This window comes from Desulfosediminicola flagellatus (assembly GCF_005116655.2).
Taxonomy (GTDB): Bacteria; Desulfobacterota; Desulfobulbia; order Desulfobulbales; family Desulfocapsaceae; genus Desulfopila; species Desulfopila flagellata.
The window spans coordinates 3,170,672-3,183,626 of the sequence record NZ_CP050698.1 but is presented as its reverse complement, the minus strand read 5'-3'; the positions used below and the strand labels follow the sequence as shown (position 1 = coordinate 3,183,626).

Below are 12,955 nucleotides of genomic sequence, written 5' to 3'. Positions count from 1 at the left end.
AAAATTCTAGAAATAATCGAGTATAGACACTTGAGAGACACGTGAGGTAACGTTAAGCGCTGCCTGGAAAGCTGATTCCTGTTTGACTATCTCGTTAAATGTCTCAATTGCATCAGCATCCTGGTATCGTGAGAGTATCTGTTTGAGGTCAACACTTACTTCTTGTTGATGGAAGATTGCAGACTCAACTCTTCCGGCACGTACGCCCATTCGACTTCTCACCCTTCGATTCTGGTTAGCGGCGAGTTCGAGATTATCGATCTGGGCCTGAATAGAGCCACCTGCCCCGAGTGGGTCATCGACGTTACCGGCACGAACAGCTTCTTCTGCACGTGTTAATATACTGAACAGATCGGTCCGGTTAGCTTCTGGCTGACCAAGTGCAGGTGTTGCTGAGTCAACCCAGTTGGCATTGGAAATACCCATAAACAGGTCGTTGCCGGTCATGTTTACTTCAATATATTCACCAGGTGTTATTTCCAGTTCTGTTGGATTAGCATCCCCCTGATACGTATAGGGCCATGTTGTTGAATCAGTCTGATCGTAGAGAGCGGGATCATATGCAGGGTTTGGAATAAAGGGCTTGGTGTTCTCTTCATAGCCTGCAAATATATATTTACCATCGATAGTTGCATTAGCTGAGTCAAGCAATTGTTCTTTCAGTTCTGCTATCTCATCTGCAATAGTGACGAGATCTTCATTGTTCATGCCACTGTTTACAGCGCTGATGGTGAGTTCTTTAGCTCGTTGCATTATATTCTCAACGTTAGCCATATGACCATCAGACGTCTCCATTTTATCAAGGCTGACACCCATTGTTTCTATGTAGCGCTCGGTTTTGGAAATCTGGGTTCGAGTGGTGAGTACTGGTCTGATTGCGCCTGGATCATCTGAGGCTTTATTGAGTTTAAGACCGGTTGCTCCGTTTTTTCGAATTTCTAAGAGATTGTTGGTTATGCGGTCAAGATTGGTCTGCATTAACCGGTATGTGGAGTTTTCCGTAACTTTCATGGGCCTTTCCTCGTGTCGAAAAAAACGGGCTGCTTAAAGAAAAAAATTATCGTTTGATGGATAGGACTGTATCCATCATTTCATCAACGGTTGTGAGAAATTTTGCTGATGATTCAAAGCCACGCTGAAACTGGATAAGTTCGATCATCTCTTCTTCAAGAGAGACGCCGGCGAGGCTGTCGCGAAGGTTTGCGAGTTGGACGACGGAATCTTCTGCTCCTTGCCTTGAAAGCATATTCTGATTTGTTTCAATTCCGACACTGGCGGTTATTTTACCGTAGAATGAGTTGAAATTATCTATTCCGTTGATGAGGTAAGATTCATCAAGATTTGAAAGGATAAGTGCATTTCGATTATCGCCGGGAGCTACAAGGTCAGGAGGCGTCGGGGCCTGAGCTGTGGCGATGTGTTCTGCTATAAGTGTGCTTTCAACAGACATAGCGCGTGCAGCGTCCAGCCATGGGTCAGTAGGTGGTGCTGCTGCGAGATTGGGCGGATCAATAAAGAAGTTTCTACCGACTACAGAATCAAGACCTGCGCCTGCTGAATGCTGGGTATTGACCTGAGTACTTATTTCATAGGCTAATCGGTCAAGATCATTTTCGAGGCTGGGGATAAATGTATCGCGAAGGTAGAGTAATCCTTCAAACTCACCACCAATATTTCGTTGACCAAGGGTGCGTGTTACTCCGGCGGCATTAAGTTGTATATCAAGTTGTGTGCCGGTAGTGACAGCTGAAAGACTCATTGCTGCAGTGCCCTGAACCAGCGGAAGTCCGCCTGGAAGTTGAACGGACAGCATGCCGTTGGTAGCAAAATATGACTGGGCACCAATGTCTTCAGCAAGTTGAGTAGCAAGATCTTCTCGTCTGTCTCGTGCAGAGTTGGCCTGTGTACCATTGATCTCAATATTCATGATCCGATCATTGAGTGCGGCAATTTCAGTAATTTTCGAGTTAATATCTCCAACTTTGGAGATGAGTGTGTCATTAATATTTTCCTGAACTGTGTTCAGATCATTGATCGTATTATTGAAAGATTGTGAGAGCACCTCACCACGCTGAATGACAACATCACGAAGAACAAGGTCACTTGGGCTTGCTGAAAGCTCCTGCCACGCGTCAAAAAACTCATCAACGTCTGTGGCTATATTATCTTCGGTAATGTTCATGACCCTTTCGAGTTCGGAGAGCGGTCGACTCTGTGCATTCTGAAATCCGTAATCGCTTGACTTATCTACGAGCTGGTTTTGGATAAAAACATCGTGATCTCTTCGAACATCTGTTACCCGTACACCCTGGCCTACAAAAAAATCGCCAAAGTTGACTGAAGGATAAGGGGTCAGATGAGTAAACTGCCGGGAGTAGCCCTCGGTGTTTACATTGGATATGTTATTACCAATGACTTCTATTGACTTCTGATTGACTTCAAGAGAAGTTCGAGCAGCATTTAAAGCATTAAATAAGCCAGCCATTTTTTACACCTTACCTGAAAGCAATCTACCGTTTACATGTGCTGCAGTTTTACCAGCGGCAGCAGTGTATGTTGAGGTGACGGTTCTTCGGCCAAAGAACTCCATGGTATCACGGATCCAGCCGAGGGCAGATTTGAACAGATAAGCATTTCGCCTGTTTTCGTGACGAATCTTGGCTGCAAGTGGTTTGTCGTCTTCGTCAATTACCTTGACGTGTGCCAGGACCTGAATGAGTTGTTCTTTTACCTGAGTTGCTGCAGCCATACCTTCAACGTCAAGATTTCTGGCGCAATCACGTTCTTGTATGATAATGTCGAGTAAGGCGACAAGATACTCATGTGTAGTTCCGGCTTTCATTTTCTTATTTTCCTTGCATCAGGAACTCGACCAGTGATGATGCAACTTTCTCGAGATCCGGTTTGTATGAACCGTCGGCGATCTGGGCCTTGAGTTCTGCAATCCTGTTAGCACGCTCTGTGCTTCCAGCCTGCTTTGCACCTTGTGCTTTATGCACATCCTGCAAAACAGTTGAGAATTCGACCTTGTCTGCCGCGGCGCCTTCCGCTTTTTTATCGTTCGTGGCTTTCTGCGTCTTTTTAAGACTACCTATCTGGTTTGGTCCACCAACTCCGAAAAATTCAACACTCATGATTTCACCTGATTATTTGTTGCCGGGTTCTTCTTGACCTGCTTCTTCGACCCATGCATCGAGTTTTTCAAAAACTGCATCGTAGGTTTGGTATGAAATTTCAGGAAGTTCACCGCCAAAAGCTTGAAGCGCCTCTTGAAATCCTTTTTCTACACCGGCTTTAATAGCATCAATCCTTGAAGTATCACCGCCTGCAAGACCTATAGCGAAATCTACAATACGATCTGAGGTTTGTTCAACCCCAAAATACCCGTCTTCTGCAACAAGGTCCGCAGCTTCTTCCTGAGTAATCTCTTCAAGGTTAACCACCTCATTACTTCCGGTGGGGACTTCAAGAGTGAGTCCCTGCTGCTTGAAAAGGTCTACTACATAAGCACGGAGAAGGTCGAAACCATCGTGTTTTACATTATTCAGGGTCATGGAACTGTCATATGTGACAACCGATTCAGCACTGTACGAGAGTGATACTTCGTCTGTTTTGATACCGATTTGAGTTGAACTTTCCATTTTTCCCTTCTGCTGTTCTCTGGATATTTGCTGTCCCTGATTCTGCTTTTGTATCTGTGGGTTAGCTGTGTTTTGAATTCCTTTATTGTCAATCATTGCGGTGCCTCCTTGGCGTTGCATCTGCATCCTTGCGTTCCGACTGGAGAGTTTTTATTCCTCCTGTTCATATTCTTATCGGTGATGATGCTATCGAACTTTAGAAAAAAATGAGGTTGGAAGTCTTTGCAAAAAGTGTGGTGGTTTTTGTGTAGTTCTTTTATCTCCGGTGCCTTCAGATTGTTTTCCGACCTTACTGGAGCGCTCTTTGTGAAGTAATTCAAGCCTAGCATTTAAATTAAGCATATATTGGGCAAATGGGGTGAATATTTAAGCCTTTAAACGCTAATCACTGAAATTGTATTGCTAGTTCCTGAAAAAGTATGCGGGATCAACTTTTGTTCAAAATTAGACATAGTAAAAGCAAGCTTATATACTGTGAGCAGTTTGAATTGCATGGAGTAACCGTTTAGCAGCACTCTTTGCTAAGTATAAATTGAACTTGCGGGGCTTCTCACCTGGCATGCTATTGAGGGAGATCAATAGAAGATGGTGATAACTCTTTTGTCAGGTGATGATACGAATCCGTATTATGGAGTGTGATTATGCATAGTTCATGTGTTGGTAGTGAAAAAAAATCTTTGTTAGTTATACTTTTTCTAATTGTAATGCTGAGTGGTTGCTCGGAGAACGAGCCGATAAAGATCGGGTTCTCTGGTGGATTGACTGGAAAACATGCAGATTTAGGTTTGTATGGCCGCAACGGTATATTGCTTGCCATTGAGGAAGTTAACAGCAGAGGTGGTATTCGTGGAAGACCAATCGAACTCATCGTTAAAGATGATAAACAGGATGCAGTAATAGCCACTCAAGTGGATGAAGATCTTATTGAAGAAGGTGTCATTGCAATTATTGGGCATTTTACCTCGGCAATGTCAGTTGCAGGAGTGCCGGTAGCTAATCGTAAGAAAATTCTCATGTTCAGCCCGACGTCATCGACCAATCAGTTAAGTGGTATAGATGATTATTTCATGCGAGTCATGTCCTCAAACATACATGTTATTAAAATATTAGCTGAACAAATATTTGAAAAAAACGGTGTTGACTCATTAGCACTTGTCTATGACGATCAGAATAGGGCGTTTGGAAAAGATTGGGTGGATTATTTCGGGAAGAGAAGTAAGGAACGTGGAAATACACTCCGTGTATACCCATTTGATTCACGAAAGGATTTTAGTTTTTCTCAGTTTGCTTCTGAAGTATCTGATTCCGACGCTGATGGTGTTCTGATTGTGGCCAGTGCGCTTGACGCCGCTATGTTCTGCCAGCAGATTAGAAAAGCAGGATCTGAAATACCTATTTTCACAACCATGTGGTCTATGAGCAACGATTTTCTCCAGCATGGCGGCACAGCCACTGAGGGCGTGTCGTTTACAAACTGGTTTGATCCGAAGCATCCAGGTGAAAAATCATTAAATTTCAGAAAAAAATATAATGAGCGATTTGGACAAATGCCTACTTTCGCCAGTCACTTTTCTTACGAAGCCGCAATGATTTTGATCGAAGCCCTGCAAAAGAACAGCGATCCATCATCACTGAAGGCAACTATTATACAACAGGAAATTTTTGAAGGGACACAAGGGCAGATTCGTATCGATAAGTATGGTGATGCAGATCGGAGTCCATTTATAATGACAGTAAAAGATGGTCAATTCGTCAAAATAGGACAGCCGTGAAATCTCGATCCAGTCTGCAATTTATACTTACGGGAAACTTCATTCTTATAGCGTTATTTCCAGTCCTTATCTTTGGAGTAGCGACATTACTTTTGATGTCAAAGAGCCTGACGGAAGAGATAAATAATAAGAATTTTTCTCTTGCTACTTCGATTGCCAGTGAGGTTGAAGTATTCCTCAGGGAGCCTTTGTCTCTTATCCAGCAAGTCGTTGAAGTAGTTTCGACCCCGGGGGTTTTGTCAGAGAACGGGGTGGACGGATATTTAGAAACAGTAGTGGAGAATTATCCGTTTTTTGAGATGGTGCAGATTCTCGACAGTGATGGCAGAGTCAGGAAGGTTGCACCCTACGAAGAGGATTATATTGGAACAGATATGTCCCGTCAGGAGTTTTATAAGGAGACAATTGAAAACAAAAAACCTTCATGGTCTTCAACGTTTATTTCAATGCGAACAGGTTCACCAACGTTGAGCTTAAGTATCCCTACGGGAAATTCAGGAATTTCCATGATTGTCGGGTATGTGAATCTTGCTGTCTTATCGAAAATGATTGAGAAGATTAGCGATAGCCACCAGTACGTTATTATTACGGACCGGATAGGAACTGTGATTGCCAATAATATTTCCAGGCGTGTTCAACAAAGGGATAATATTGGAACGTTGGATCATATTCGGGAATCGGTGATTCGAAGCGAGAATACATTCATCACAACCGATTTAAAAATGAAGGTTATTGCAAGTGTTGTCCAGGTTTCACTTACCGACTGGAAGGTGTTTTTTCTACAACACCATGATGATGCTTTTGCACCGGTAACAAAGATCAGGTATATGCTTCTGTTGGGAATCGTTTTAACAGGGATTCTTGCGGCGTTTTCAGCATTTTTGGGAGCCAAAAGGATAAGCAAACCGTTTATTCGTTTAGTAGAGGATGTTCACCGCGTAGCAGAAGGAGATTATTCACTGGTATCAAAAAAAGATGGATTCAAGGAATTGCAGGAACTTGATGAAAGTTTCCGAAAGATGGCAGAGGCCATCAGTCAGCGTGAGCAGAGTATTCTGGAAAGTGAACAGGTGCACAGAGAACTTGTTGAAGCCTTACCTCACGGGATTCAGGAAAACGACTTAGACGGAATCATAACGTTTACTAATTCAGCATACGACAGGATCTTTGAGGCAGAGAAGGGAGAGGCGATCGGTCAACCTATATGGAGAACAGAGATATCCTCTGCCCAAAAACTTCGACTGCAAGAGAAATTTAAATTAATTATTGATGAACAGCCTCCACCTGTTCCGCATACAAGTAAAGCAAAGACCTATCGTGGAAATCAGATTGATATCCAGATTGACTGGCAGTATAAGCGCAATCAGTCTGGAGAATTGATCGGATTTATCTCCGTATTAACAGATATCACAGAGAAAAAAGTGCTTGAATCACATCTGCGCCAGGCACAAAAAATGGAAGCGATAGGCACCCTCGCCGGAGGAATAGCTCACGATTTTAATAACATCCTTTCGGTAATACTTGGTTATAGCGAACTCATCATGAGTACCAAGGCTATGGATGCGAAGTCCGAGGAGTATCAACAGCATATCGTAAGCGCATCGCTGCGCGCCAGGGATCTTGTCCAGCATTTACTCATTTTCAGTCGTAAAAAAGAACATGCCAAAGGACAGGTCGATATATATGGAATTGTAGCAGAGGCTATAAAGTTTTTACGGGCCACATTACCAACCACAATTTCTTTCGAGCTTGATCTTGAAGAGGAGACCGGAACTATTGTGGCTGATGCCACGCAGATTCATCAGGTAGTGTTTAACCTTTGCACCAATGCTGCTCATGCAATGGAAAAGAGTGGAGGAGGTGTGTTAACAGTTTCACTTAGTTCTGCTGTTATATCCGACATGGATGTTATACGGATTAAGGGGCTTGAGCCAGGTAATTATGCTCGGCTGGCAGTGTGCGATACCGGTGAGGGGATTAGTGAAAAGGATATTGCCAGAATTTTTGATCCGTTTTTTACAACGAAAGAAACTGGCAAAGGCACAGGAATGGGCCTGGCAGTGGTTCACGGGATCGTCAGCAGCCACTCCGGCGTAATCAATGTCTCCAGCGAGATGGGTAAAGGGACTGTTTTTGAAGTATGGCTTCCACTCGTGGAAAAACGTCTGAAACCGAAAGTTACAGGCATCAGTCTCCTCACCGAAGGGAGGGGACATCTGCTTATAGTGGATGATGAAGAGGATATTGCAAGAATATCGATGTTATTATTACAGGATGTGGGATATCAGGTAACAGCTTGTAATAACAGCAAGGAAGCCTATGCTTTAGTAGAGCGGGAGCCAGGAAAATTTGATTTAATGATCACTGACCAGACTATGCCTGGGATGACGGGTATTGAGCTTTCTAAAAAGGTTGCTGCTTTACGGCCTGACATGCCGATTCTTTTGTGTAGCGGTTACAGCTCCACATTTACCGACAAACAGGTGGCAGAAGCGGGAGTTTGGAAAACTGTGCTGAAACCTGTTGATAGAGATGCCCTTTTAACTACAGTTACTGCTCTTCTGGCAAAATGATTAAAGGATTTCACCTTTTTCCTGATATCTGACTGGCATTTTGGTTAGAGGGGCATGTTTGTGGTAAAGACCTTACATAATCTATTTGTTACTCGTCATATTTTTTGTTCTCTATTAAGTGCGCCATCTGTTTATACATCATATCAGCAACACCGATGCCTTTGCCTTGAGTAGTTTGTTTGGCCATCTCCATATCAAACATTTCCTGAAACGTTTCGATAGCCATGCTTTTTTTAATCAGGCCACCATCAGGAACTGATTTGCGCATCGCCTTGTATGCTTCCATGACAAGCAATGTCTCAAATTCCCTGCTTGATTCACGTAATGATTGAAGATCACGTTCTTTGCGCTCCTGTGGCGTTGCTTTGTTTAAGGAGTAGCTCAATACGGTTCTGGGATCAATAAAAGTGTTCATGGTGGTTCCGTGGTTGATACAATCTGTTAGAGAATTATGAGTTCGCCGTGCATGGAGCCGGAAGCCTTTATTGCCTGAAATATTGCGATAAGATCTCTAGGTGTTGCTCCTATGGCGTTAAGTGCTGTAGCAATTTCTCCGATGGTAACTTCATCTTTGTCCATATCGAGGACAATAAGCTGACCTTGATCCTCAGTGACTGTAATTTGGGTTCTAGGAACTGTTACCGTATCTCCTTCGGCTAATGGGTTTGGTTGTACGACCTCACTGTCTTCTCGTATTATCAGGCTGAGATTTCCATGGGAGACTGCGACTGTCGAGAGTTTTACATCCTTGCCCATGACTATTGTTCCGGTACGCTCATTTAAAACCACGCGGGCGTTGGAATCCGGATCGACTTGAAGCCGTTCAACAGCGGAGATAAATTCGACCTTAGTGTCTTGATAAGAAGCCGGAATCATAACTTTTACAGTTCCGGAGTCAAGCGGGTGAGCAATTTCCTCTTCATAGGATGAATTGATGGCTTTTGCCATATTGGTCGCTGTAGTAAAATCAGCGTTATTCAACTGGTAGAAGAGCTGACCATCTTTTCCCAGAACCACTGGAACTGTACCTTCGACTATAGCCCCAGAGGAAATATGTCCGGCAGTCGGATGATTCTGCTGAACTGTTGCAGCCTTTCCTCCAAATGAAAAAGAACCGATAGTGAGTGGTCCCTGAGCAACTGCATACACCTTGTTATTTGCGCCACGAAGCGGTGTCATTAATAAGGTTCCGCCAGCGAGGCTGTCTGCGTCACCAATGGATGAGACATGAACATCAACTGTTGAACCTGGCCGAGCAAAGGGAGGGAGTTTAGCTGTTACCATGACGGCTGCAATATTATTGACTTTGATGTCTTCGATATTGTCCGGGTCAAGGGTAATGCCATTGCGGGCAATCATGTTGTAAACCGCCTGCAAGGTGTATCCCGATTTTTTCATATCATCGCCGGTGCCATTTAAACCGGTAACGAGTCCATATCCAAGCAACTGGTTATTTCGCACACCTTGCAGAGAAGCAATATCTTTTATGCGGGCTGCGGACACATCGCATGCAGTGCCGCCGGGAAAGATGAAGGCGATTACTGCGAGTATCGTAAATATGATTCGTATCATTTCTTCTCCATACCACTAAGACTAGAATGGCCAGACATTATCAAGGGTTCGCATAACCCAACCGGGCTCTTGCTTATCGGATATTGCTCCCTGCCCTGTATAGCTGATTCTCGCATTCAATATTTTGGTGGACGAAATTGTGTTGGCAGCGGTGATGTCCACCGGTCGTATTATTCCTGTCAGGTAGATTATTTGTACCTCATTGTTGACCATCACCTCTTTACCGCCACGAATTTTCAGGTTTCCGTTGGGATATTGTCCGACGACCTGAGTGGTGAGCGACGCTGTAAAGCTCCCTTTCCGTGATGTTGTTCCATCGCCATCAAATGAATTTGAAAAGGTCGAATTTACCAGATTTTCGAGATCAAGATTAGAATCCGTAATGAATTTTGCATTTTCAAGACCAAGCAGGTTGGGGATTGCGGCGCTCATGCTGGTCGCTCTGTCAGTAGTTGTTGATGCTTCTTTTGTCGCGCTTGATTCCTCTGAAATGATAATAGTGACAATGTCTCCAATCATCTGCGCCTTGTGATCGCTATAGATTGAGGGGCTGTCACTGGACCAGAGGGACCCCGGAGTCGGTTGGACAGTTATCGGGGATTTGCTGTCTTCAAGAGGTTCCGGGATGTGAACAATCCGTGGTGCCTGATGAGCACATGACGTAAGTAAAAGAGTACAGCAAAGAGTAACGAGTAATGTTCTCATTTTATAATGCGACCTCAACTATTCCGGGAGCGGCTACACGACAATAGACAATTTTTCGTGAGTTTGTGTTTTGTACGCGAATAGTCTGGTTTATCTTACCGTCATTTCGCGCAATTCCTGTTGCTGTAATAAAAAGCTTCCCCGTATTAACAATGATCCTGACCAGTTCACCTTTTCTGACCAGTGGTGGGAATTCAACTTGCGATAGTGAAATTACCTGACCAGCTTTGTACGTCCTCTTGATTTTCTTGCCCAAAAGTTCGTCTATATTTTGGCCCGGTGTTCGAAGTGTTGTGAGATCCTTAATGGAGGTGGCGATATTTTGACGCGTCAGGATCGTGCCTTTTGGGAGCTGTGTAGTAGCAACAACGACAGGAGCAAGGATTTCTAATCGTCCACGAACAGACATGTTTTTTCTAACCCTCCCATCTACCTTGAAAATAATGGAAAATCTGGTGCTTTTAACAATTCCAGGGCTGGATGGTATAACCTCCCAGTTCATTTCTCCGGGTGGTACGAGAAACGGCAGTGGTTTTTCTGCAGCGATAAATCGAATATCCGCCTCCGGAAGTTTGTCTGTATTGGCAACTAAAAATGCAGTTATTATTTCAAGAATTTGTGATGAACTGACAGAGATACTGTTTCTGCTCACAGTAACTTTTTCAGCTCCTCGCCATGTTATTATGGTGTCCGGGCTGATCCGTGGCTCGAAATATTTGATTATTGATCTGCTGAAAAGCTCAGCTTGCTGGCCGGGACTCGGGGCTTGCGCTACTGTTTGTGTGGCCAGTGTTTTGCTGAGTTCTGTATCTTCATCAAAATCTGCAATGTCACCGAGGGTGATTGTAACACCGTCAACCAGCGCAGTTTGTTTAAATTCTATAACCAGCGCAAAAGCTGAATGAGAAAAACACAAACACAAAAATATGATGAAGATAGCTTGTTTCATAAGACTGCTGTTAGATGAGGTTGTTGGTTGTTTGCATCATTTCATCAGATGTCTGGATCGTTTTGGAATTGATCTCATAAGCTCTCTGAGTGGTAATGAGGCTTGCAAGTTCTTCTACGATATTGACATTTGAGCCTTCAAGAAAGGTTTGCAGTAAGGTGCCAAATCCGTCTTCACCCGGGGTACCGATAGTGGCTGTGCCGGATGCTGCAGTTTCCTGAAACAGATTTTTCCCTATGGCTGATAAACCCGCGTTGTTTGTAAATGTTGCCAACTCAAGGGTGCCAAGTTCAGTCTGCTCTGTATCATCACCAACGATGGCACTGACAATTCCGGATTCGCCGATGGTTATTTGCCTGGATGAGTCAGGAATTGTGATGGCAGGAAGTACCGGATAGCCGTCAGAATTCGTCAGTCTTCCGTCACTGTCACGTTTGAGTGCACCTGCGCGCGTGTACCCTGTATTTCCGTTAGGTTGCTCAATCTGAAAAAAACCTTCGCCTTCAATAGCAACATCCAGTTCATTTTCTGTCTGGATTAGATCACCCTGGGTGAAAACCTTGGTGACTGCTGCCGGTTTTACGCCGAGACCAACGAGGATGCCAGTGGGAGATTGGGTATCGGCAGAAGTCTGACTGCCGGGTACTTTTATGGTTTGATAGAGAAGATCCTGGAAATCTGTTTTGCTTTTCTTAAATCCGGTGGTTGAAACGTTTGCGAGGTTATTCGCAATTACGTCGGTGTTCAACTGCTGGGCGTTCATTCCGGAAGTGCCGGTCCATAAGGATCGAATCATTATATTATCCTATCAATAAGGTTGGTCTAAAGTGACAAGACTGTACACTACAACTGAAAATACACAGTGCTAAAAACATGCAACACAAAACAAAAATACTGGTTTTAATTAGCCGATAGTTCCAAGTTCATCCTGCACCTGGCCAAGCCTTGAAAATCCTTCAAGCACCTTGTGATATGTTTCAAAGGTCCTGTAACTGTTAATCAGCTTGGTCATTTCTTCGGTCATATTAACGTTTGATAATTCGAGGTTTCCCTGAAGTATTTGAAAATTTTCAGGTGGAACTTCGTTGCCTCCATCTTTGAGTGAAAACGTTGTATCTGTCTCTCGCTTGAGCAGAAATCTGTCGTTTATTCCAACAACCGCAACCTGCCCAACTTCTGCACTGATACCATCAGGAGTAACAAGCGTAATCGTGCCTTTTTCGCCAACAGTCACTCTCCCTGTTTCTGTGTCAGGTATTGTAATCTGGGCGTTGCCATCATTAAGGACAGCCTGGCCGTTTGATGTGCGCAAGACACCTTCCTGATCAACTAAAAAGTCACCTCTTCGTGTGTACAACGGGCCATTAGGGCCCTCAACTTTAAAGAATCCATCACCTGCTATTGCCAGATCGTATGGATTGCCGGTCTCTCGAACTCCACCCTGGGTGAGGTCTGTAATGTTCTGTCGGACCCGGTTGTAATTGATACCTTTAGCTTCCTGAGTCTGCCGCTCACCACGCAACAGGGATTCAAACGACATACCGGTTCGTTTATATCCGTTGGTATTAACATTAGCGAGGTTGGCCGAAATGTTGGCTATGCTCTGTTCGCGGGAAACTGCTCCTGCAACTGCACTGTATTTTCCTGATACCATTGAAATACCTGAGTTTGTTAGTCACATGTCAAAACATTCAAAGTTCAACGAAATTGCTATTTTTTCTTTTTGAAGCATTTCTTGAACAG

General features: G+C 43.9%; 13 protein-coding genes. 2 read left to right on the top strand and 11 right to left on the bottom strand.

All coding sequences use genetic code 11. The features are described 5' to 3' along the window. Window positions 1–6: 6 nt before the first annotated feature. Genes flgL through FCL46_RS13285 form a run of 5 tightly spaced genes read right to left on the bottom strand, consistent with a single transcriptional unit; the run spans window position 7 to window position 3,737 of the window. Window positions 7–1,011 (bottom strand): flagellar hook-associated protein FlgL, encoded by a 1,005-nt coding sequence (gene flgL, locus FCL46_RS13305; RefSeq protein WP_136807861.1) that lies wholly within the window; start codon window positions 1,009–1,011, stop codon window positions 7–9. A 46-nt stretch (window positions 1,012–1,057) separates the two neighbouring features. After that, window positions 1,058–2,485, bottom strand: coding sequence for a flagellar hook-associated protein FlgK (gene flgK, locus FCL46_RS13300; RefSeq protein WP_136807862.1), 1,428 nt, complete (start codon window positions 2,483–2,485; stop codon window positions 1,058–1,060). Between the two features lie 3 nt (window positions 2,486–2,488). Beyond that, on the bottom strand, window positions 2,489–2,842 hold the full coding sequence (locus FCL46_RS13295) for a flagellar protein FlgN (protein ID WP_136807863.1): 354 nt from the start codon (window positions 2,840–2,842) through the stop codon (window positions 2,489–2,491). Window positions 2,843–2,846: 4 nt separating this feature from the next. Next, a complete protein-coding gene (flgM, locus tag FCL46_RS13290; RefSeq protein WP_136807864.1) occupies window positions 2,847–3,134 on the bottom strand; it encodes a flagellar biosynthesis anti-sigma factor FlgM in 288 nt (95 codons plus the stop codon). Window positions 3,135–3,146: 12 nt separating this feature from the next. After that, the gene (locus FCL46_RS13285) at window positions 3,147–3,737 is read right to left on the bottom strand and encodes a hypothetical protein (protein WP_136807865.1); all 591 of its coding nucleotides are present in this window, start codon (window positions 3,735–3,737) and stop codon (window positions 3,147–3,149) included. Window positions 3,738–4,282: 545 nt separating this feature from the next. Here FCL46_RS13285 and FCL46_RS13280 point away from each other — a divergent pair. Continuing rightward, window positions 4,283–5,413, top strand: a complete 1,131-nt coding sequence (locus FCL46_RS13280; protein WP_136807866.1) for an ABC transporter substrate-binding protein — start codon at window positions 4,283–4,285, stop codon at window positions 5,411–5,413. Continuing rightward, window positions 5,410–7,986: an ATP-binding protein gene (locus tag FCL46_RS13275; protein WP_136807867.1), complete on the top strand. Its 2,577-nt coding sequence runs from the start codon at window positions 5,410–5,412 to the stop codon at window positions 7,984–7,986. The genes FCL46_RS13280 and FCL46_RS13275 overlap by 4 nt, the downstream gene beginning before the upstream one ends. An 88-nt stretch (window positions 7,987–8,074) precedes the next feature. Here FCL46_RS13275 and FCL46_RS13270 read toward each other — a convergent pair whose 3' ends face one another. From FCL46_RS13270 to flgF, 6 genes are all read right to left on the bottom strand, one after another. After that, window positions 8,075–8,401, bottom strand: a complete 327-nt coding sequence (locus FCL46_RS13270; protein ID WP_136807868.1) for a rod-binding protein — start codon at window positions 8,399–8,401, stop codon at window positions 8,075–8,077. Between the two features lie 26 nt (window positions 8,402–8,427). Then, window positions 8,428–9,558, bottom strand: coding sequence for a flagellar basal body P-ring protein FlgI (locus FCL46_RS13265; protein ID WP_136807869.1), 1,131 nt, complete (start codon window positions 9,556–9,558; stop codon window positions 8,428–8,430). Window positions 9,559–9,579: 21 nt separating this feature from the next. Further along, a complete protein-coding gene (locus tag FCL46_RS13260) occupies window positions 9,580–10,263 on the bottom strand; it encodes a flagellar basal body L-ring protein FlgH (RefSeq protein WP_136807870.1) in 684 nt (227 codons plus the stop codon). 1 nt (window position 10,264) lies between these two features. Continuing rightward, a complete protein-coding gene (flgA, locus tag FCL46_RS13255) occupies window positions 10,265–11,212 on the bottom strand; it encodes a flagellar basal body P-ring formation chaperone FlgA (RefSeq protein WP_136807871.1) in 948 nt (315 codons plus the stop codon). A gap of 10 nt (window positions 11,213–11,222) precedes the next feature. Continuing rightward, window positions 11,223–12,008: a flagellar basal-body rod protein FlgG gene (flgG, locus tag FCL46_RS13250; RefSeq protein ID WP_136807872.1), complete on the bottom strand. Its 786-nt coding sequence runs from the start codon at window positions 12,006–12,008 to the stop codon at window positions 11,223–11,225. A gap of 108 nt (window positions 12,009–12,116) precedes the next feature. Continuing rightward, window positions 12,117–12,866, bottom strand: a complete 750-nt coding sequence (gene flgF, locus FCL46_RS13245) for a flagellar basal-body rod protein FlgF (RefSeq protein ID WP_136807873.1) — start codon at window positions 12,864–12,866, stop codon at window positions 12,117–12,119. Window positions 12,867–12,955: the final 89 nt, after the last annotated feature.

Bases quoted from the DNA above. Each gene is read 5' to 3' on its own strand.
- flgA (WP_136807871.1), bottom strand. From the start codon at position 11,212: ATGAAACAAGCTATCTTCATCATATTTTTGTGTTTGTGTTTTTCTCAT.
- flgG (WP_136807872.1), bottom strand. From the start codon at position 12,008: ATGATTCGATCCTTATGGACCGGCACTTCCGGAATGAACGCCCAGCAG.
- FCL46_RS13285 (WP_136807865.1), bottom strand. From the start codon at position 3,737: ATGATTGACAATAAAGGAATTCAAAACACAGCTAACCCACAGATACAA.
- FCL46_RS13295 (WP_136807863.1), bottom strand. From the start codon at position 2,842: ATGAAAGCCGGAACTACACATGAGTATCTTGTCGCCTTACTCGACATT.
- flgM (WP_136807864.1), bottom strand. From the start codon at position 3,134: ATGAGTGTTGAATTTTTCGGAGTTGGTGGACCAAACCAGATAGGTAGT.
- FCL46_RS13270 (WP_136807868.1), bottom strand. From the start codon at position 8,401: ATGAACACTTTTATTGATCCCAGAACCGTATTGAGCTACTCCTTAAAC.
- flgK (WP_136807862.1), bottom strand. From the start codon at position 2,485: ATGGCTGGCTTATTTAATGCTTTAAATGCTGCTCGAACTTCTCTTGAA.
- flgF (WP_136807873.1), bottom strand. From the start codon at position 12,866: ATGGTATCAGGAAAATACAGTGCAGTTGCAGGAGCAGTTTCCCGCGAA.
- FCL46_RS13265 (WP_136807869.1), bottom strand. From the start codon at position 9,558: ATGATACGAATCATATTTACGATACTCGCAGTAATCGCCTTCATCTTT.
- FCL46_RS13280 (WP_136807866.1), top strand. From the start codon at position 4,283: ATGCATAGTTCATGTGTTGGTAGTGAAAAAAAATCTTTGTTAGTTATA.
- flgL (WP_136807861.1), bottom strand. From the start codon at position 1,011: ATGAAAGTTACGGAAAACTCCACATACCGGTTAATGCAGACCAATCTT.
- FCL46_RS13260 (WP_136807870.1), bottom strand. From the start codon at position 10,263: ATGAGAACATTACTCGTTACTCTTTGCTGTACTCTTTTACTTACGTCA.